The sequence below is a fragment of the Microbacterium stercoris genome (genome assembly GCF_017592545.1).
In the GTDB taxonomy this organism is placed as follows: domain Bacteria; phylum Actinomycetota; class Actinomycetes; order Actinomycetales; family Microbacteriaceae; genus Microbacterium; species Microbacterium stercoris.
The window spans coordinates 233,606-253,748 of record NZ_JAGFOA010000001.1 but is presented as its reverse complement, the minus strand read 5'-3'; the positions used below and the strand labels follow the sequence as shown (position 1 = coordinate 253,748).

Below are 20,143 nucleotides of genomic sequence, written 5' to 3'. Positions count from 1 at the left end.
GTGACCACCCCCGCCCTGCCGCAGCGCGCCTCCTGGATGGGGCTGCTGCTTGCGACCCTGTGGATCGTCCCCGTGCTGGGCGGACCGGGCTGGTCGTGGATGGGATTCGGCATCGCCGCCCTCATCGCCGCCGATCCGCGACTGTGGTGGCCCGCTATCGCGTACACGACGGTCGGCTTCATCACTCTCCCGCTGGAGGACGAGCTCTCCCTCGACGACCTCGCCACGATCATCCGCACCCTCGCGTGGGTCGCCTGCATCGTGCACGGACTGGTGGTGCTGCCCCGCGTGCTGCGGCGCGTGGCCGAGGGGAACGGCGCGATCCAGACCGCGCAGGAGAGGCGGCGGAGCGCCGATCGAGCGCGCCGGGAGCGGGCGGATGCCCCGGGCGGGGCGCGCACCGCGAGCACGGCCGGGGGCGCCCGGTCGGGCGGCGGGAGGCGCCGCGGCGCGCCGGCCCGGCCCGCGCCCGCGCCCGTGCCGGAGGAGGCACGCGGACTCGCCGCGGCGGGCGAGCGCACCCGCGACGCGCTCGTGGACCGGTCGGCCGCCGCGCCGGCGGCCCCGACGGTCGATGTGAACAAGGCGTCGCGTCGCGACCTCGCGAAGCTCCCCGGTATGGATCGGGAGAGGGCACGCACCGTGGTCGCCGAGCGCGATCGCCGAGGGGGCTTCGCATCGCTCGAGGACTTCGCGCGCACCGCGGGGCTCCAGCCGCACGAGGCCGTGCGTCTGCAGGCCCACGCGTTCTGCTCCCCCCGCCCGCGTCCCCCGCGCACCTTTGCGCGTCGCGTCGATCTCTGATCGGCGGCCGCCAGCGCCCACCGATGTCGGCGGCACCGCCTAGGCTCGGATCATGACCGGACTGCGCTGGGGCATTCTCGCTACGGGCGGCATCGCCCACTCTTTCGCGCGCGATCTGCGCACCGCGGGGCTCGACCTCGTCGCCGTGGGCTCACGCTCTCAGGAGAGCGCGGACGCCTTCGCGTCCGAGTTCGACATCCCGCGCGCGCATGGATCGTACGAGCAGCTCGTCGCCGACCCGGAGGTCGACATCGTGTACGTGTCGACGCCGCACCCGATGCACGCCGAGAACGCCCGCCTCGCGCTCGAGGCCGGCAAGCACGCCCTCGTCGAGAAGTCGTTCACGGTGAACCGCGCCGAGGCCGAGAGCCTGCGCGACCTCGCCGCCGAGAAGGGCCTGCTCGTGATGGAGGCGATGTGGACGCGCTACCTGCCCCACATGACCCGCATCCACGAGATCCTCGATGCGGGCACGCTCGGCGAGATCCGCACGGTCTTCGCCGACCACACGCAGAAGATCACCTCCGACCCCTCGCATCGCCTCAACGCGCTGCCTCTCGGCGGCGGCGCGCTGCTCGACCTCGGCATCTACCCCGTGTCGTTCGCATGGGACATCCTGGGCGAGCCGACCACGGTGCACGCCGCCGCCCGCCTCGGCGAGACCGGTGCCGACGCGGAGGTCGCCACGCTGATGGTGCACGGCTCGGGCGCCCTCTCGACCACGGTCTCCTCGGCGCGCGGATCGGGTCCGAACAGCGCGCACATCGTCGGCACCGAGGCGCGGATCGACATCGATCGCGTCTGGTACACGCCCACCTCCTTCACCGTGACGGCCCCCGACGGCTCGGTGATCGAGCGCTACGAGTCGCACATCGAGGGGCGCGGCATGCAGTACCAGGCACTCGCGGCCGAGCGCTTTGTGGCCGAGGGCTCGCTCGGCGGGCGCGAGCTCACCATCGACGAGTCCGTCGCCATCATGGGCACGCTCGACGAGATCCGCCGCCAGATCGGCGTCGAGTACCCCTCCGAGACCAGGGCGGGAGTCTGAACATGCCTGAATCGTCTGGCCGCGTCGCGGTCTACCTCGACTTCGACAACATCGTGATGAGCTGGTACGACCGCGTACACGGACGCAACTCGTACAGCCGCGACAAGCAGAAGCTCGCCGATGATCCCGAGTTCGCCGCGCGACTGGCCGAGGCCACCATCGACGTGGGGGCGATCATCGACTACGCCGCCTCGTTCGGCACACTCGTGCTCACGCGCGCCTACGCCGACTGGTCCTCCCCCGTCAACGCGACCTATCGTCAGCAGCTGGTCGGGCGCGCGGTTGATCTCGTGCAGCTGTTCCCTGCGGCGGCCTACGCGAAGAACGGGGCCGACATCCGCCTCGCCGTCGACACGGTCGAGGACATGTTCCGCCTTCCCGACCTGACGCACGTGGTGATCGTCGCCGGCGATTCCGACTATGTGCCCCTCGCACAGCGCTGCCGCCGCCTCGGCCGCTACGTCGTCGGCATGGGCGTGGCGGGCTCGACCGCCAAGTCGCTGGCCGCCGCCTGCGACGAGTTCGAGGCATACGACACCCTCCCGGGCGTCACCGCGCCGAGCAAGAAGACACGACCCGCGGCGAAGTCGCCCGAGGCGCCGGAGACGCCCGAGCCCGAACCCGCCGCCGAGGCGGCCCCCGGCACGGCCCGCAGCCGCAGGTCGTCGCGAGCAAAGGCGCCGAGCGCTCCCACCGTCACCGAGGAGAACGACACCCTCGTCCCCTTCGATGAGATCCCGCCGGAAGACCTGCATTCCGCCGCCTCGCGGCTGCTCGAGCGCGCGCTGCGCCTCGGCAAGGGCAACGACGATGACGCCGAGTGGCTGCACACCTCCGCGGTCAAGCAGCACATGCGCCGGATGGATCCCTCCTTCAGCGAGAAGACGCTCGGCTTCCGATCCTTCAACGACTTCGTCACCTCGCGTGACTTCGCCGAGGTGCGCGAGAACGGGCACGAGCGCCTCGTGCGCCTGAAGTAGACCCCGGCAGGCCCCGTCTCGAGTCGGCGCCGTCATCGTGAAAGCGGTTTCTCGGGTAGGGTGAGAGCGTCACGCCCGCCTCGACGATGAGGAGCACGCTCTTGCCCGAGCCCACCGCCGATCGGCAGCTGAAGCACGCTCGCCTGGTCCAGCTCCTCGACGCCCGCGGCGCCGACCGCATCCACCTCGGCACTCCCGAAGCGCTCGCCTGGTACTTCGACGGTCCGCGAACCGGCGTGCCCCTGGGCGGCGCCCCGGTGTTCTCGGCGACCGTCCATCGCGACGGCACCGCCGTGATCCGCGCCCTCGCGAACGAGGCGCAGCGCCTCGCCGAGGAGGAGATCGGCGGCGCCGAGTTCGAGGTCATCGACTGGTTCGGCGACCTCCAGGCCTCCGAGCCCGGCGTGCTGCGCGATACCGAGGTCGCATCCGAGCTGCGGGCCGCGCGGGCCGCGCTTCTGCCCGTCGAACGAGCGCGCTACGCCGCCCTCGGCCGCGACATGGCGACCGCCCTCACCCGCGTGCTCTCGGCCGCGACCCCCACCATGACCGAGCGCGAGCTCGCCGGCGCCCTCTCCCGTGCGATCTACGAGGCCGGCGCCGAGCCCGCGGTCACCCTCGTCGCGGGCGCCTCCCGCGCGCACGTGCAGCATCCGCTCCCCACCGACGCCCCGCTCGGCTCGCGCGCGATGGGCGTGATCACCGGACGCCGGCACGGCCTTCACGTGAGCGCCACCCGATGGGTGCAGTTCTCACGGCCCTCCGCACAGGTCGTCGAGACCGAGCGCCGTCTGTTCGAGGTCGAGGCCGACGTGTGGGCAGCGACCAGGCCCGACCGCACCCTCGACGAGGTGCTCGGCGACATCCGCCAGGCCTACGCACGCCACGGTTTCGGTGACGACGCGTGGCGCAAGCACCACCAGGGCGGACCCACCGGCTACAACGGCCGCGATCCCAAGGCCGCGCCGGGGCTGCGCGACGTCGTGCAGGCCGGGCAGGCGTTCGCCTGGAACCCCTGGGCGTTCGACCGCGGCGTCGGAGGAAAGAGCGAGGACACCGTGGTGATCGACGCAGGCGGATCCGTTGTGGTGCTGTCCGCCGATCCCGCCTGGCCCACCCTCGACATCCGCGGCGTTGCCCGCCCCGCGGCCCTCGACCTGTTCTGATCCGGAGCACCCTCATGCGACTCGACCACATCCAGATCCGCGACCCGTTTGTGCTGTTCGACGCGGACACCCGCCGCTATCACCTGTTCGGCAGCACCGACGAGAACATCTGGTCGGGACCCGCGACCGGGTTCGACACCTATTGGAGCGACGACCTCGTCGAGTGGCACGGACCGACGGCGGCGTTCCGCCCCTCACCCGACTTCTGGTCGCACACCCAGTACTGGGCGCCCGAGGTGCACCGGCACGAGGGGGCCTTCTACCTGTTCGCGACGTTCACCGCCGACGGGGAACGCCGCGGCACGCAGGTCCTGCGTTCGTCGGGCGGCCCCGAGGGGCCCTACGAACCGTGGTCGGACGGCCCGCTCACCCCCCGCGAATGGGAGTGCCTCGACGGCACCCTCCACGTCGAGGACGGCACGCCGTACCTGGTCTTCTGCCACGAGTGGAAGGACGTGGGCGACGGCGAGGTGCAGGCCATCCGGCTGACCCCGGACCTGCGCGGGGTCGCGGGCGATCCGATCCTGCTGTTCCGTGCATCGGAGGCCTCCTGGGCCCGCTCGATTCCGCGACCGGAGTTCCCGCAGGTGTTCGTGACGGACGGGCCGTTCCTGCACCGCACGGCAGACGGCCGCCTGCTCATGCTGTGGTCGAGCTTCGGCGACACCGGCTACGCGATGGGCGTCGCCACGTCGCAGTCGGGCACGATCGCGGGCCCCTGGACGCAGTCGGCCGAGCCCCTCTGGCCCGCCGACGGCGGCCACGGCATGATCTTCGCCGACGCCGAGGGGCGGCTTCTCCTCACCCTGCACACGCCGAACAGCACCCCGGATGAGCGCGCCCGCTTCTTCCCGCTCGAGGAGACCGCGGAGGGTCTGCGGCTCAGCTGAGCGGCCGGAGGCCCTGCGGCGTCTCGATGAAGAGCTCCAGCGAGGCCGGATCCGGCCAGCCCGGCAGCTCGTGCACGCCGCGGCCGCCTTCGAACCACTCCTCCTGCTGGGCCTCGGTCCAGTCGCGCGCCTCGCTCACCGACAGGGTCGAGAGGTGGCCGCCGAGCACGCCGAGGTAGACCTCGAAGGTGCGATCGTCGAGCGCGCGGTAGACGCCGACGACCGGGAAGTTCGCATCTCCCGGCACCGCGAGGGCCGTGCCCGCAGGCACGTCGAAGCCGATGCTCGGCCCCGCGAACAGCGTCGCGCGGGCCTCGCTCAGCTGCGCCCGCAGCTCGGGGGCGCCGTACTGCTCGGTGGCACCGAGCAGCCGCTCGGCGAGCGCGCGCACCTCGTCGGGGACGTCGACCAGGTCGGGCTCGTCGGGCTCGTCGGGCTCCGGCGCACGGCGCAGGTCGAAGACCGGGGTGACGCGGAGCCCGCGTGCGGCGAACACGGCGACCGTGACGCACGCGCCGATGAGGAGCCCGAGAAGGAAGCGCAGCGCGTTGGTCATGAGTCCATCATCGCTCGCTGAGCGCGCGAGGGGCGAGGCGGCTCAGCGAGCGCGGGCGGGAAGGTAGGTCACGACGTCGAATGCCGCCGCGACGACGGCACGCAGCGACTCGAGGTCGCCCGAGACGAGACCCGCCGTGCGGGCCTGGATGAGCAGGTTCCCGATCGCCGTGGCCTCCACCGGACCGGCCGCCACGGGCAGTCCCGAGCGGTCGGCGAGACGCTGGCAGAGCAGGGTGTTCAGCGCCCCTCCGCCCACCACATGGATGGTCTCGACCGGCACGCCGGACAGCTCCGACGCGCTGCGCACCGCCACCGCGAACGCCTCGGCGAGGCTCTCGACGATCGATCGCGCGAACTCCGCCGGCGACGACGGCACGGGCTGATCGTGTGCGCGCAGCCACGCCGCGATGCGCGCCGGCATGTCACCCGGCGCCAGGAACACGGGGTCGTTCGCGTCGAACAGCCCGATCGGCCCGGTCACCTTGCCCGCCGCGGCGAGCAGCGACGGCAGGTCGACCGAAAGCCCCGCGGCCTCCCACGTGCGCACCGACTCGCTCAGCAGCCACAGCCCCATGACGTTGTGCAGGAAGCGCACGCGCCCGTCGACGCCGCCCTCGTTGGTGAAGTTCGCCTCGCGCGCGGCATCCGTCAGCACGGGGTGCTCGGTCTCGACGCCGACAAGTCCCCAGGTGCCGCACGAGATGTACGCGGCGCGATCGGCCCGCATCGGCACCGCGACCACCGCGGAGGCGGTGTCGTGCGATCCGACGGCGACGACCGGGGCCTGCCCGCCCAGCTCCCCCGCGACCTCGGGACGCAGCCCCCCGAGCGTGGCGCCCGGATCCACGAGCGACGGGAGGAGACCCGCGGGGATCTCCAGCCGCGAGGCGAGGTCGAGATCCCAGGCTCGCGAGGTGACATCCAGCAGCCCCGTCGTCGACGCGTTGGTGCGCTCCGCGACCCGTGCCCCCGTCAGCATCCAGCCCAGCAGATCCGGGATCAGCAGCAGCTGCTCCGCCTGCGCGAGCCAGTCGCCCTCGGTGGCGAGCTGATAGAGCGTGTTGAAGGGCAGGAACTGCAGGCCGTTGCGGCGGTAGAGCTGCTCGAAGGGCACACGCGCGTGCACGGCCTCGACGCCCGCGCTCGTGCGCTCATCGCGATAGTGGAACGGCACGCCCAGCATGCGGTCGCCCCGCAGCAGGGCGTAGTCCACGGCCCACGAGTCGATGCCGATCGATGCCAGCCCGGGCTCGGCCCGGAAGGCGCCGCGCAGCCCGTCGAGCGCCCCGCGATACAGGCCGAGCAGATCCCAGTGCAGGCCGTCCGGCTGACGCACCGGGGTGTTCGCGAAGCGCCCGACGGTCTCCATCGAGATGGATCCGGATCCGTCGAAGCGCCCGATGATCACCCGGCCGCTGGTCGCGCCGAGATCGACCGCGGCGACGGCGCCGCCGGTCATCGCAGGAACGCCGCGGCGACGCCCGAGTCGACCGGGATGTGCAGGCCGGTCGTGCGGCTGAGCTCGGGACCCGTCAGCACGAAGACGGCGTCGGCGACGTTCTCGGGCACGACCTCGCGCTTGAGGATCGTGCGGTTCGCGTAGAACTGGCCGAGGTCCTCCTCCGCCACGCCGTAGGTGGCGGCGCGGTTGGCGCCCCAGCCCGAGGCGAAGATGCCCGATCCGCGCACGACGCCGTCGGGGTTGATGCCGTTGACGCGCACGCCGTGCTCGCCGAGCTCGACTGCGAGCAGACGCACCTGGTGGGCCTGATCGGCCTTGGTCGCCGAGTACGCGATGTTGTTCGGGCCCGCGAAGACGCTGTTCTTGGACGAGATGTAGATGACATCCCCGCCCATCCCCTGCTCGATGAGCGCCTTGGCCGCGGCCTTGGAGACGAGGAACGAGCCCTTCGCCATCACGTCGTGCTGCAGATCCCAATCCTTCTCCGTCGTCTCCAGCAGCGGCTTGGAGAGCGACAGGCCCGCGTTGTTCACCACGAGGTCGATGCCGCCGAACGCCAGCAGCGTCGCATCGATCGCGGCCTGCACGCCCTCGGCGTCGGCGACGTTCGCGGCCACACCGATCGCGACGTCGGTCGATCCGAGCTCGGCCGCGGCCGCCTGCGCCTTGGCGAGGTCGAGGTCGGCGACGACCACGCAGGCACCCTCCGCCGCGAGGCGCGTGGCGATGGCCTTGCCGATGCCGCTGGCGGCGCCCGTGACGAAGGCGATGCGACCCTGGTGTGTCTTGGGCTTCGGCATCCGCTGCAGCTTCGCCTCCTCCAGCGCCCAGTACTCGATCCGGAACTTCTCGGCGTCCGAGATCGGCGTGTAGGTGGACAGCGCCTCGGCGCCGCGCATCACGTTGATCGCGTTGACGTAGAACTCGCCGGCCACGCGGGCGGTCTGCTTGTTCGCGCCGTACGAGAACATCCCCACGCCCGGCACGAGGACGATCAGCGGATCCGCGCCGCGCATCGCGGGCGAGTCCGCCGTCGCGTGGGCCTCGTAGTACGCCGTGTAGTCGGCGCGGTACGCGGCGTGCAGCTCCCTGAGGCGCGCGATCTGATCCTCCACCGGGGCCGTCGCCGGCAGATCCAGGATCATCGGCTTGACCTTGGTGCGCAGGAAGTGATCCGGGCAGCTGGTGCCCAGGGCCGCCAGCTCCGGCGCGCGCTCGGACGCCAGGAAGTCGAGCACCACATCGCTGTCCGTGAAGTGTCCGACCATCGGCTTGTCATGCGAGGCGAGGCCGCGGATCGTCGCGGCCAGCGCGGCGGCCTTGGCCCGGCGCTCCGCCTCGGGCAGCGCCTCGAAGCCTGCCCGCACACCGCCGAACGGCGAGGCCTTGCCGTTCGCGGCGATGTAGTCGGCCGCGGTCTGGATGATCCACAGCGAGTTCGCCTCGGACTCGTCGGACGTGTCGCCCCACGCCGTGATGCCGTGCCCGCCCAGGATCGTGCCGATGGCCTGCGGGTTCGCCTTCTTGATCTCGGCGATGTCGAGGCCCAGCTGGAAGCCGGGGCGACGCCACGGCACCCACACGACCTTGTCGCCGAAGATCTTCGCGGTCAGCTCCTCGCCGTCGGCCGCGGTCGCGATGGCGATGCCGCTGTCGGGGTGCAGGTGATCGACGTGCGCGGCATCGACCAGGCCGTGCATAGCCGTGTCGATCGAGGGAGCCGCCCCGCCCTTGCCGTGCAGGCAGTAATCGAACGCCGCGACCATCTCGTCCTCGCGGTCGATGCCGGGATACACGTTCACGAGCGCACGCATGCGGTCCAGACGCAGGGCCGCGAGCCCCGCCTCGGTCAGGGTGCCGAGATCCCCGCCCGAGCCCTTCACCCACAGCAGCTCGACCGGCTCGCCCGTGACCGGATCGATGTCGGTGCCCTTGGCGGAGGTGTTGCCGCCGGCGTAGTTGGTGTTGACCGGATCGGATCCGAGACGGTTCGAACGCGCCAGAAGGTCGGCGACGGTGGGGTTGGTCATGTCAGTCCTCGTTCGGGGTGTGTGTCTGCGGGTTCTCGTGCGGCGCTCAGGCGCCCCAGCCGGCCTGGGTGCCGCCGACGCGCTCGGCCTCGATGCGGGCCTGGTGGCCCGACTCGAGCTGGGCCTTCATCGGGTCGGCGGGCAGGCCCCGGCCCTCTCGCCACTCGGCGAGCGCGGGGCGCACGTCGGTGTAGAACGCGTCCATCAGCACGGCGTTGGCGGCGAGCACGTCGCCCGCCACCTGCGCGGCGCGCAGGGCATCCGCATCCACCAGCAGGGCACGCGCGGTCATCTCCTGCACGTTCAGCACGGAGCGGATCTGGCCGAGGATCTTGTTCTCGACGTTGTGGCACTGGTCGAGCATGAACGCCACGTCCGGGTTGTTCAGGCCGCCGCCGCGGATCACCTCGAAGAGGATGCGGAACAGCTGGAACGGATCGGCGGCGCCCACGATGAGGTCGTCGTCGGCGTAGAAGCGCGAGTTGAAGTCGAAGGATCCGAGCTTCCCGAGGCGCAGCAGCTGCATCACGATGAACTCGATGTTGGTGCCGGGCGCGTGGTGGCCGGTGTCGAGGCAGACCATGGCGCGCTCGCCGAGCGTGGCCACCTGCGCGTAGGAGGTGCCCCAGTCCGGGACGTCGGTGTGGTAGAACGCGGGCTCGAAGAACTTGTACTCGAGCACCAGGCGCTGCTCGCCCGTGAGACGCGCGTAGATCTCCCGCAGCGAGTCGTTCAGGCGGTCCTGGCGTCCGCGCAGGTCGGCCTGCCCGGGGTAGTTCGAGCCGTCGGCGAGCCAGATCTTGAGGTCACGGGATCCGGTCGCATCCATGACGTCGATGCACTCGAGGTGGTGGTCGATCGCCCGGCGGCGGATCGACTCGTCCTCGTGGGTGAGGGATCCGAACTTGTACTCGTCGTCCTGGAACGTGTTCGAGTTGATCGTGCCGAGCGTCACGCCGAGGCTCTCGGCGTGGTCCCGCAGGGCGCTGTAGTCGTCGACCTTGTCCCACGGGATGTGCAGGGCGACGCTCGGGGCGAGCCCCGTGAGCTCGTGCACGCGGGCGGCGTCGGCGATCTTCTCGAACGGATCGCGCGGGGTACCCGGGGTGCCGAAGACCTTGAAGCGGGTGCCGGAATTGCCGAAGGCCCACGACGGCAGCTCGATCGCCTGCTTCTCGAGGGCGGCCTGGATCTCGGACGTGAGGATGCTCATCAGCGAGCCTTTCGTGAGTTGTCGAGCTGGGTCTCGAGGTGGAACACCTCGGGGTGGGTCTGCGCCGCCTGGTCGGGGCGGCCGTCGAGGTCGAGGAAGAAGGTCGCCATGGATTCCTCCCAGCGGGCGGCGACCGCCGACCCGGCGAGATACGCCTGCGCGGCGGCATCGTCGTCGGTGGTGTACGTGCCCACGAGCAGTCCGTCGCCGAGGTGGAAGATCGAGTAGTCGCGACGCCCGGACGCGGCGATCTCCTCGAGCATGTCGGGCCAGACGGGGCTGTGGCGGGCGATGTACTCGTCCATAAGCTCCGGCTTCACGCGCAGCGTGAAGCAGATGCGCTGGCTCATCGTCGAGCCCCCTCCGTCATGGGTCAATTGAATCGTTTCATTTGTACCACAGGCGTACGCCGGGCCGCCACCACGTCGATCGCGGGGCGATCATCCCCCGCGCTTGTCGACCGACGAGTTACGGCCGCGTCGAGACGCCCCGGACTACGCCAGGCGCTGCGCCACCCATCCCAGCTGCACGGCCCGCTGGTACGAGCCGCCGCCCTCGTGGTCGTTGAACGGATAGACCTCGATGTCCTTCTCGTCCGAACCCCAGGCGTTGAAGGCGCCGAAGACCGTGGACGGCGGGCAGGTCGGGTCCATCAGCGCGGTCGAGAAGAGCGTGGGGGCGGAGGCACGGCGGGCGAAGTTGACGCCGTCGAAGTAGGCGAGCGTGGCGTAGGTCTGCTCGACGCGCCCTCGGTGCCCCGCGAGGTAGGTCGCGATCTCGCGGTACGGGTTGTTGTCGGTGATCGTGGTGGCGCGGGGGAAGTCGCATAGGAAGGGCACGTCGGGCAGCGCACCGACCACGTCGATCCCGTTCATCGCCGCAAGTCCCGCGGCCGCGATCGTCAGGCCACCACCCTGGCTGACGCCCGTGATGAGCAGCGGCAGTCCGGGCGCGAGCTCGCGCGCGGTCTCGAGGGCGCGGAGCGCATCCGCGTACACGCGTCGGTAGTAGTACGTCGACGGATCCTCGATGCCACGGGTCATCACGCCGGGGACAGCCGATCCGGATCCGTGCGGGTCGGCGGTGTGTCCCGACCGCCAGTGGCCCCATCCCTGACCGCGGGTGTCGACGGTGAGGTGGGCGTAACCGGCGAGGGGCCAGTTCGACACCTCGTGCGCGAGGCCGCGGCCACCGCTGTAGCCGATGAACTCCACGATCACCGCCGTGGGCTCGCGATCGGCCGGAACCGTCCACCACGCCCGGATCTCGTCCCCCGCGAAGCCGGAGAACGTCACATCCGACACGTTCACCAGCGTCAGCCCCGTGTCGACCGGCTCCACACGCGCCGCCCAGGCGGCCTCGCGCGTCTCGGCGATCGTCGCCTCCCAGAAGGCGTCGAAGTCGTGGGGCTCGCGCACCGAAGAGCGATACTCGCGCAGAGCTTCCAGGGGCAGGTCGAACAGGGCCATCCGTGTCTCCTTCATGGCGGCGTCCTCACCGCTCCGACACGAAGATAACGTGGATCCGGGTGGGGACGACGCGCGCTGAGACGTTTCAGACTCAGATCCGGGTAACGTCGGTCAGAACCGATCGAGAGGGTTCGAGATGGGCGTGAGCATCCGCGACGTGGCGGCGACGGCCGGAGTGTCGGTGGGCACGGTGTCGAACGTGCTGAACCGACCCGACTCGGTGCCGGAGACGACGCTCGACCGCGTGCGCGCAGCCATCGCGGAACTCGGCTACGTGCGCAACGACGCCGCTCGCCAGCTGCGGGCAGGCCGCTCGACCACCGTGGGACTGGTGGTGCTCGACGCGCGCAACCCGTTCTTCTCCGATCTGGCGCGCGGCGCCGACGACGAGGCCGCCAAGCACGGCCTGTCGGTGCTGATCGGCAACAGCGACGAGCAGCTCGATCGAGAGCTGCGACTGCTGTCGCTGTTCGAGGAGCAGCGCGCGCACGGCGTGCTCATCTCCCCCATCGGCGACGAGCTCGAGCGCCTGCGCGAACTGCGCGAACGCGGCATCCCCGTCGTCCTCGTCGACCGCACCGCGCCCGGATCCGGCTTCTCGTCGGTGGCCGTCGACGACGTGCGGGGTGGACGGCTCGCCGCCCGGCACCTGCTCGATGCGGGGCATCGACGCCTCGCGTACGCGGGCGGGCCCGCCGAGCTGCGCCAGGTGGCGGATCGCGCGGAGGGCGCGCGCGCCGAGGTCGCGTCGGTCGAAGGCGCGACCCTCGACATCCTGCCCGTCGAATCGCTCACGGTCGCCGAGGGCATCGCGGCCGGCGAGCGCATCGCGGCCCTCGATCCGGCGCAGCGCCCCGAGGCCGTGTTCGCGGCCAACGACCTGATCGCGCTCGGCCTGCTGCAGGCGCTCACCCGCGCCGGCATCTCGGTGCCGGAGGACGTGGCCCTCATCGGCTACGACGACATCGACTTCGCCGCCGCGGCGGCCGTGCCCCTCTCATCGATCCGCCAGCCGAGTCTGACGATGGGCGCGACGGCCCTCGCGATCCTCGCCGACGAGGCCGCCGATCCGGCCCGCGAGCCGCGGGACGTGCTCTTCGATCCCGAGCTCGTGGTGCGGGCCTCGACCGGGGGCTGAGCGAGCGGTCAGGAAGCGCCGCGCGGGCGGAACGCCACGCGGCGCGTTCTGACCCGGACCCCGTCAACGGCGGTCGAGCCAGAGGTCCTCCGGCGGGGTCAGCGCCTCCAGCTCCTCGAAAAGGGCATCCGGCAGCTCCGCCGTGGCCGCGGCCACGTTCGGCGCGACACGCTCGGGCGAGGCCATGCCGACGACGGTGGTGGCCATACGCGGGTCGCGCGTGGAGAACCGGATCGCCGCGACGTCGAGCATGGTGCCGTAGCGCCGGCAGACATCGCGCATCCGATCGATCGCCTCAAGGGTCTCGGCCGCCGCCGGCCCGTACGCGTAGGAGCCCGGCACCCGCGCGGGGTCGGTGAGCGCACCGCCGCCCAGCACGGCCGCGTTGATGAGCCCCGCGCCATCCGCCTCGGCACGCGCGAGCAGCTCCCGCGCGGAGCGATCCGCCAGCGTCCAGCGGTTGTGCACAAGCAGCAGCTCGAAGACCCCGAGCTCCCAGTACCGCGAGGTGATGCGGGTATCGCCGCCCGCCAGACCGATGTGCCCGATCTCCCCGCGTTCCCGAGCCGCCACGAGCTGGTCGACCGCTCCGCCCGGGGCCGTCATCATCTCGAAGTCGTGGAACTCGGGGTCGTGCAGGTGCACAACCGGCAGGGGTGAGATGCCGAGCCTGTCCGACGACTCCGCGAGGGATCGACGCACGCGCTCGCCCGAATAGTCGCCGTCCCGCGGATCCACCTTGGTGATGACGAGCGTCTCGGGCGGCAGCGATCCGTACTCGGCGAGCGCCCGCCCGATCCGGCGCTCACTCTCGCCGTCGCTGTAGCCGTTCGAGGTGTCGATCGTCCGGATGCCGGCGTCGAGGGCGGCGGCCACGGTCTCGATCGCGCGCCCCTCGGCCACCTCGCCGAACAGCGCCGGCATCGAGCCGAGCGGGCCGCCGCCGAGGGTGAGGGACGTGACGCGGAGCCCGGTCGAGCCGAGCGGGTTCATCGGAAGCGCTGTGCTCATGGGCTCAGCCTGTCAGAACACCGGCGCGACGAACTCCACGCTCGCGCGCGACGTCACCGCTCCGTCCGCGATGACCACCCGCTCGTTGGGCGCGACCTCGAGTTCGATGTCCCCGCCGGGCAGCGACAGCGTTCCTCGCACGGGACGCGCACCCACCCCGACCACGGCCTGCAGCGCGCCCGTGCGGTCGGCGATGACGCGCCAGCCGCGCGGGAACCCGAAGAGCACCTCGCCGTCGCGGCGCACCTCCACCCGCGCGTCGTCGGCGACCAGCTCGAAGTCGGCTCCGCCCACACGGCGCCCATACGCCACGGCGCGCGCGGCGGCGCCGTGGTCGAGGCGCGTGGGGGCCAGGCCGGTGAACCAGACCTCGCCGTCGGGCCGGGGCAGGATGCCCGCGTACCGCTCGATCGCATCGAGGAACCACAGGATCGACGGCGAGTAGACCTCCGTGAATCCCGCCTCGCCCGACCAGGGGTCCAGGCACTGCGGGAAGCGATCGGCGACGGCCAGCGCGGCGATGACGGGCTGAGAGGCGAGCGCGAGCTCGGCGACATGGCCGTGCCGCTCGAACGCGTGCGGTGCCCGCAGCTGCGCGAGGAAGTTCACCGGCCCGCCCCACGAGTTGCGCGAGGCGTCGTGGTCGAAGCGCGGATCGTCCATGGCGATGGTCGTGAAGCCGTAGTGCGCCAGGAACTTGCGCGTGTTCATCAGGTAACGCCGCAGCGACGCCGCGAAGAACTGCTCGTCGCCCACCTCGTTCGCGAGCACCCGCGCGAGCACGTCGCCCTGCAGGCGGTGCAGGTCGCCGTTGCGGTCGCGATCGTAGAAGAAGCCGTCGGCCTCGTCGAAGCACTGGGTGTACAGGGCGTCGAGCGTGCGCTCGGCGGCGGACTGCCACACGGCGGCGTCTCCCCCGAGCTCCTCGGCGATCCGCCCGAGATAAGCGCGCTGCGCGGCGACGTTCGCCGTCAGATCCGGTGCCACGTAGGGCAGCAGCGGGTGATCCGGATCGACGAATCGCGCGTCGTTCCCGAACGCGCGGTCCGGGGCGAACCAGAACCGCGGCGAGAGGTCATGGCCCGTGTCGAAGGTGCAGAAGGCCTCGACCCCGCCGGTGCCGAGGGTGTCGCGGTACTCGGCAAGCCACGAGTCCATGCGCTCGATCGCCGACTGCATGGTGGTCAGGAACTCGCGGTCGCGGCCGCCCTCGTGCCCGGTGAGCAGGTAGTGATTCCAGACCACACGCGCCAGGGGCGTGACGATCTGGATCTGCGAGAACGCCGGCCCGTCGGCGGTCACCTTGTACGGGATCATTCCGTCTTCGCGCTGGTGCCGAGCGAACAGCAGGAGGGTGTCGCGGGCGACCTGCGGGGCGAACCGAGCGAGGATCTCGGTGTTGATGGTTCCCGTCGACTCGATCCAGGATCCGCGGTAGACGCCTCCCTCGTTCAGCACCGGCGCGCCCCCACCCGGATGCCCCTCGTCCAGGGTCCAGATGCACTGGGCCAGGTCGGCCAGCGCGTCGTGCCAGCGATCCTCGAGCGGGCCGCCCACCGCGGCGAAGCGCACGCCCTCGCGGGCGATGCCGTCCGCCAGCGGCGATCCGGCGATCCGGTCGGTCGGCGCGGCGGCGCGAAGGCGGGCGAGCGCCTCGGAGGCGGGGGTGGTCATGCGGTTCTCCTCGGGAGGACGTCGGCGGAAGTGAGGACGGGCGGCCCCGAAAGAAAGGGGCCGCCCGTCCGATGCGTCCGGAGGACGCGGGAGAGCGCGCTCGGGCGCACTCACCGAGGGCTTACTGCAGAGCGGCGTCCAGCTCGGAGATCCACTGCTCCGCGGCCTCCTTGGGCGTCTTGGTGCCGAAGAGCACCTCGGACTCCATGCGCTGAGAGAGCTCGTTCATCATCGAGCCGCCGGCGGGCTGGGGCGGTGCGACGACGCCGCCGTCGAGCACCACGTCGACGTACTCGGCCGCGATCTTGTTGGGGCCCTCGAGAGCCGGGGTCACGGCGGCGAGCGCGTCCGGGCTGAACGGCACACCGCGGGTGTCCTTGATCAGCTCGAGCGCGGCCGGCTCGTGCAGGAACCAGTCGATGAGCATCGCGGCCTCGGCGGGGTGCTTCGACGCGGCGTTGATCGACCAGAAGGCCGACGGCAGCAGCGCGACGCCCGAGAGGTCGGTGTCGGTCGGCGGGAGCATCATCTCGACCTCGCCCGCGGCCGAGTAGGCGGCCATCAGGTTCGAGTAGCCGAAGGTGATGGCGGCCTGGCCCAGCGTGAACGGCTGCTGGTCCGGCGGGAGGGCCCAGTTGGCGGTGACGACCGAGGCGTCCGGCAGGCCCTTGCCGTCCTGCAGCTCCTTCTCGATCTCGAACCACGAGGCGATGTCGTCGGCGTCGACGCCCAGCTGGCCATCCCAATCGTACATGCCGGTCTCGGTGAGCTGACCGGTGTAGGTGCCGAGGATGTCGTGGATGCGCAGATCGATGCCGTAGACGGGCTGCCCCTGCGCGTTCGTCAGGCCGGCGGATCCGACCGTGTTGGCGATCTCGACGAGGTCGTCCCAGTTCCAGCCCTCGGCCGGCTTCTCGATGCCCGCCTGCTCGAGGATGTCGGTGTTGACGAAGGCGGCGGTCGCGTTGCCGCCGGTCGGCAAACCGTAGAGCGTGTCGTCCACGGTCGCGTTGGTGAGCGAGAAGTCGGGGTACCCCGACGTGTCGAGCTGGTCGGAGACCGTGGAGAGGTCGAGCAGCGCGCCGAGCTCGCCGTACTCCTGCGGCTTGGCCCCGCCGAGGGCGAACACGTCGGGAGCGGTGTCGCCGCCGGCGCCGAAGTCGGTCGCGAGTCGGTTGAACAGGTCGTCGGGGGCGCCGACGGGCGTCTGCTTCACCGTGATGTTCGGGTGCTCCTCTTCGAAGAGGTCGATGACCTCGCCGAACAGCGCAGCACGCTGGTCGTCACCCCACCAGGACATCTCGAGGGTGACGGGCTCATCGCCCGCGGGCTCGGCTTTTCCGCCGGCCGGGTTCGAGCCGGCGCAGCCGGTCAGCACCAGGGCGGTCGCCGCGGCGAGCCCGCCCGCGGCAGTCAGGGTCGCGCGCGACCGGGTGATACGCATCATTGCGCCTCGTTTCGGGAAGGCGGCCCCCTGGGCCGCGTGATCTCGGTGCAGGACGGCGCAGGGTTACCGTCCGGGCAGTTTTCCGATTTTCCGGTGAAACCGCTTTCACGGGAAAGTAGCATCCAGACTGAATCGTGTCAACGCGGATCATGCGTTCATCGGAAGCCGTGATCAGGCCGTTGCGAAACGTTTTCCGACGGTGGCCGACCGCCGCTTCGGGGCGCGTCAGGCGCGGGGCGCCGCGGCGGAGGCGCGCAGCTCGAGGCGCGGCTGGAAGACGACGTCGTGCCCCGGGTCCTCGCCCCTGATGAGCGCGTGCATGCGGTTCCAGGCGACAACGCCCAGCTCACCGTGCGGCACCGAGGCGGTCGTCAGCGCGGGATCCAGATACTGCGCGAGCGGGATGTCGTCGAAGCCCGTGACCGAGATGTCGTCCGGCACGCGCAGGCCCTGCTCCCGCAGTCCGCCGATGAGGCCGATGGCGACCAGGTCGTTGAAGGCGAGCGCGGCCGTGGCCCCCGACCGCGCGACGAGCGGAGCCGCCGCCCGGCCGTCCTCGGACGCCGCACCGGCGGCGATCCGGTCGATCTGCACATCCGGGTGCTCGCGAGCGAAGTCGTCGAGGCCCCGCTCGCGGAAGGCGTTCGAGGCGCTCCGCTCGGGGCCGTACACGTACGCGAAGCGCCGGTGGCCGAGGCCATGCAGGTGGGAGGCCAGGGCGAAGATCCCTCGCCGGTAGTCGATCGACAGCGACGGGGACGGCGTCGCGCCGACGGGGAGGTTGCGGTTGATGAGCACAAGCGGCTGCAGCTGGGCGGTGAGCGCGACGAGATCCTCCTCGGCCATACGCGGGGCACAGAGCACGATCGCGTCGCAGCGGCGGCGGATCTCTGCGGCGAGCAGGGGCTCGTCGGCCGGCGACTCGCCCGAGTCGGCCACGAGCACGCGGTAGCCGTCATGCGCGGCCGTCTTGCTGAGCCCGGCCAGCACCGATTGGAACGCGGGGTTGCCGAGGTCGGGCACCACGAAGGCGATCGCGTGCGTCTGGCCGAGGGCGAGGCTCCGGGCCAGCGGACTGGGCGCGTAGCGCAGGTCGGCCGCGGCCGCGCGCACGCGCTGCTCGATCTCGGGCTCGCCGGCGAACCGGTCGTTCATCACACGCGACACCGTCGCGGGTGACACACCCGCAGCGCGGGCCACGTCCGCGATCGTCGCGCCGCTGCGCTTAGCCGCCATGCTTCCTCATCCTCGAGTCAGTGCGCCGGACCCGACGGATCCGGCGGTCGCGGAAGCATTTGACGAACGCCCCACGACGTGATCATAATCATGTCACCCGTGAAACCGCTTTCACGCCAAAGGCCCTCGACCCGACGTTGGGCTGGCCTTTCCACTGACGAGGAGGTCACGTGAGCAGCATCAGCGAGCTCCGCACCATTGCGCTGTCGCGCAAGAAGGGCGGGCCGCGTCTGAAGGAGAAGTACCCGGACAACAAGGCAGCGCTGGTCTTCCTGCTGCCGTGGATCCTGGGCATTCTCGGTCTGACGATCGGCCCGATCGTGGCGTCCCTCTACCTGGCGTTCACGGACTACAACCTGCTTCAGCCGCCGGTCTGGTCGGGCCTCGAGAACTTCCAGAAGATGTTCGCCGATCCGCGCTTCTGGAACTCCTTCCGCGTCACCATCACGTACGTCGTCGTGTCGGTGCCCCTGCAGCTCGCGCTGGCCCTCGCGCTGGCCGTGCTGCTCGACAAGGGGATGAAGGGCCTCCCCTTCTATCGCTCGGTCTTCTATCTGCCCTCGCTGCTGGGCGGATCCGTCGCCGTGGCGATCCTGTGGCGCCAGGTGTTCGGCAAGGAGGGCCTGGTCAACGCCTTCCTGGGCATGTTCGGCCTCCACGACCTGCCCGGCTGGATCGGACACCCCGACTACGCGCTCGGGACGATCATCATCCTGCACGTGTGGACGTTCGGATCCCCGATGGTCATCTTCCTGGCCGGTCTGCGCCAGATCCCCGACATGTACTACGAGGCCGCGTCGATCGACGGCGCCGGCAAGGTGCGCCAGTTCTTCTCGATCACGTTCCCGCTGCTCACCCCCGTGATCTTCTTCAACCTCGTGCTGCAGATCATCTTCGCGTTCCAGTCGTTCACGCAGGCCTACGTCGTCTCCGGCGGCACCGGCGGTCCGGGCGACTCGACCATGTTCTTCACGCTCCTCCTCTACAAGGAGGCGTTCACCGAGCTCGACATGGGCTACGCCTCGGCGATGGCCTGGTTCCTCGTCGTCGTGATCGGCGCCTTCACCGCGTTCAACTTCTGGCTTTCCAAGTTCTGGGTGCACTATGACGACTGAGACCGAGACCCTGCTGCGCGCTGGGAAGCGCCCGCTCCCCCGCCGCCGTGCCGGCGCCGGACTGAGCACGCTGCGCTCGATCGGCAAGCACATCCTGCTGTCGGCCGCCGCGATCGTGATGCTCTACCCGTTGATCTGGCTGGTGGTGTCCTCGTTCAAGCCGAACGCCGACATCTTCCGCGACCTCAGCATCTTCACCACCAACCTCACGACCGAGAACTACGTCAACGGCTGGAACGACCTGCAGCACCCGTTCGGCACCTTCCTGCTCAACTCGGCGCTCATCGCGTTCGGTGCGATCCTGGGCAACCTGGTCTCGTGCTCGATGGCCGCGTACGCGTTCGCCCGGCTGAAGTTCCGGTTCAAGAACCTCACGTTCGCGCTGATGCTCGGCTCGATCATGCTGCCCTTCCAGGTGCTGCTGGTCCCCCAGTTCCTGATCTACAAGGAGCTGGACTGGCTGAACACCTTCCTGCCGCTGATCGCGCCGAAGTTCCTCGCCACCGAGGCCTTCTTCATCTTCCTGATGGTGCAGTTCATCCGCGGCCTGCCGAAGGAGCTGTTCGAGGCGGCCCGCATCGACGGCGCGGGTCAGGTGCGCAGCTACTTCCAGATCACGCTGCCCCTGATCGTCCCGTCGCTCGCGACCACGTCGATCTTCACGTTCATCTGGACGTGGGGCGACTTCTTCGGCCCGCTGATCTACCTGCGCCTCCCCGAGCTGTTCCCCGCGTCGCTGGCTCTGAAGGGCTTCCTCGACGCGCAGTCCTCCTCGGACTACGGTTCCATGTTCGCGATGAGCGTCGTCTCGCTCGTCCCCCTGTTCCTCGTCTTCCTGTTCGGCCAGCGCTTCCTCATCAAGGGATCCGCGACGTCCGGCATCAAGTGATCGGCTCCCCGTC

General features: G+C 70.7%; 18 protein-coding genes. 8 read left to right on the top strand and 10 right to left on the bottom strand.

Translation table 11 applies throughout. The features are described 5' to 3' along the window. The 5 genes from J5V96_RS01160 to J5V96_RS01140 all read left to right on the top strand — a co-directional run bounded on the left by J5V96_RS01160 (position 1) and on the right by J5V96_RS01140 (position 4,888). Positions 1–804 carry a ComEA family DNA-binding protein gene (locus tag J5V96_RS01160; RefSeq protein WP_208499678.1) on the top strand — a complete coding sequence of 268 codons (804 nt, stop codon included), beginning with the start codon at positions 1–3 and terminating at the stop codon, positions 802–804. Positions 805–856: 52 nt separating this feature from the next. Beyond that, entirely contained in the window at positions 857–1,852 is a 996-nt protein-coding gene (locus J5V96_RS01155) for a Gfo/Idh/MocA family protein (RefSeq protein ID WP_208499676.1), read from the top strand. Positions 1,853–1,854: 2 nt separating this feature from the next. After that, positions 1,855–2,832, top strand: coding sequence for an NYN domain-containing protein (locus J5V96_RS01150; protein WP_208499673.1), 978 nt, complete (start codon positions 1,855–1,857; stop codon positions 2,830–2,832). A gap of 101 nt (positions 2,833–2,933) precedes the next feature. Further along, the gene (locus tag J5V96_RS01145) at positions 2,934–3,998 is read left to right on the top strand and encodes a M24 family metallopeptidase (RefSeq protein WP_236014353.1); all 1,065 of its coding nucleotides are present in this window, start codon (positions 2,934–2,936) and stop codon (positions 3,996–3,998) included. A gap of 14 nt (positions 3,999–4,012) precedes the next feature. Continuing rightward, positions 4,013–4,888, top strand: a complete 876-nt coding sequence (locus J5V96_RS01140; protein WP_208499668.1) for a glycoside hydrolase family 43 protein — start codon at positions 4,013–4,015, stop codon at positions 4,886–4,888. Here the strand turns inward: J5V96_RS01140 and J5V96_RS01135 are convergent. The 6 genes from J5V96_RS01135 to J5V96_RS01110 form a co-directional block, all read right to left on the bottom strand. Beyond that, positions 4,881–5,444 (bottom strand): hypothetical protein, encoded by a 564-nt coding sequence (locus tag J5V96_RS01135; protein ID WP_208499665.1) that lies wholly within the window; start codon positions 5,442–5,444, stop codon positions 4,881–4,883. The genes J5V96_RS01140 and J5V96_RS01135 overlap by 8 nt on opposite strands. A 42-nt stretch (positions 5,445–5,486) precedes the next feature. Then, positions 5,487–6,905, bottom strand: coding sequence for a rhamnulokinase (locus tag J5V96_RS01130; protein ID WP_208499662.1), 1,419 nt, complete (start codon positions 6,903–6,905; stop codon positions 5,487–5,489). After that, positions 6,902–8,938, bottom strand: a complete 2,037-nt coding sequence (locus tag J5V96_RS01125; RefSeq protein ID WP_208499659.1) for a bifunctional aldolase/short-chain dehydrogenase — start codon at positions 8,936–8,938, stop codon at positions 6,902–6,904. Before J5V96_RS01125 ends, J5V96_RS01130 begins: the two co-directional genes overlap by 4 nt. 46 nt (positions 8,939–8,984) lie before the next feature. Beyond that, positions 8,985–10,151: an L-rhamnose isomerase gene (gene rhaI, locus J5V96_RS01120; protein ID WP_208499657.1), complete on the bottom strand. Its 1,167-nt coding sequence runs from the start codon at positions 10,149–10,151 to the stop codon at positions 8,985–8,987. Then, positions 10,151–10,501: an L-rhamnose mutarotase gene (locus J5V96_RS01115; protein ID WP_208499654.1), complete on the bottom strand. Its 351-nt coding sequence runs from the start codon at positions 10,499–10,501 to the stop codon at positions 10,151–10,153. Before J5V96_RS01115 ends, rhaI begins: the two co-directional genes overlap by 1 nt. A gap of 144 nt (positions 10,502–10,645) precedes the next feature. Beyond that, entirely contained in the window at positions 10,646–11,620 is a 975-nt protein-coding gene (locus tag J5V96_RS01110) for an acetylxylan esterase (protein ID WP_208499651.1), read from the bottom strand. Between the two features lie 136 nt (positions 11,621–11,756). Here J5V96_RS01110 and J5V96_RS01105 point away from each other — a divergent pair, with 136 nt between their 5' ends. After that, positions 11,757–12,758, top strand: coding sequence for a LacI family DNA-binding transcriptional regulator (locus tag J5V96_RS01105; protein WP_208499648.1), 1,002 nt, complete (start codon positions 11,757–11,759; stop codon positions 12,756–12,758). Positions 12,759–12,821: 63 nt separating this feature from the next. Here the strand turns inward: J5V96_RS01105 and J5V96_RS01100 are convergent, their stop codons facing one another. From J5V96_RS01100 to J5V96_RS01085, 4 genes are all read right to left on the bottom strand, one after another. Next, positions 12,822–13,769 carry an aldo/keto reductase gene (locus tag J5V96_RS01100; protein WP_208499645.1) on the bottom strand — a complete coding sequence of 316 codons (948 nt, stop codon included), beginning with the start codon at positions 13,767–13,769 and terminating at the stop codon, positions 12,822–12,824. 12 nt (positions 13,770–13,781) lie between these two features. After that, complete coding sequence (locus J5V96_RS01095) at positions 13,782–15,443, bottom strand: MGH1-like glycoside hydrolase domain-containing protein (RefSeq protein WP_208499643.1); 1,662 nt, start codon at positions 15,441–15,443, stop codon at positions 13,782–13,784. A gap of 121 nt (positions 15,444–15,564) precedes the next feature. Next, on the bottom strand, positions 15,565–16,890 hold the full coding sequence (locus J5V96_RS01090) for an ABC transporter substrate-binding protein (protein WP_208499639.1): 1,326 nt from the start codon (positions 16,888–16,890) through the stop codon (positions 15,565–15,567). A gap of 225 nt (positions 16,891–17,115) precedes the next feature. Then, positions 17,116–18,126 carry a LacI family DNA-binding transcriptional regulator gene (locus J5V96_RS01085; protein ID WP_208499636.1) on the bottom strand — a complete coding sequence of 337 codons (1,011 nt, stop codon included), beginning with the start codon at positions 18,124–18,126 and terminating at the stop codon, positions 17,116–17,118. 170 nt (positions 18,127–18,296) lie between these two features. Here J5V96_RS01085 and J5V96_RS01080 point away from each other — a divergent pair, with 170 nt between their 5' ends. Beyond that, positions 18,297–19,241, top strand: coding sequence for a carbohydrate ABC transporter permease (locus J5V96_RS01080; protein ID WP_208499633.1), 945 nt, complete (start codon positions 18,297–18,299; stop codon positions 19,239–19,241). Beyond that, positions 19,231–20,130 (top strand): carbohydrate ABC transporter permease, encoded by a 900-nt coding sequence (locus J5V96_RS01075; RefSeq protein ID WP_208499632.1) that lies wholly within the window; start codon positions 19,231–19,233, stop codon positions 20,128–20,130. Before J5V96_RS01080 ends, J5V96_RS01075 begins: the two co-directional genes overlap by 11 nt. Positions 20,131–20,143: the final 13 nt, after the last annotated feature.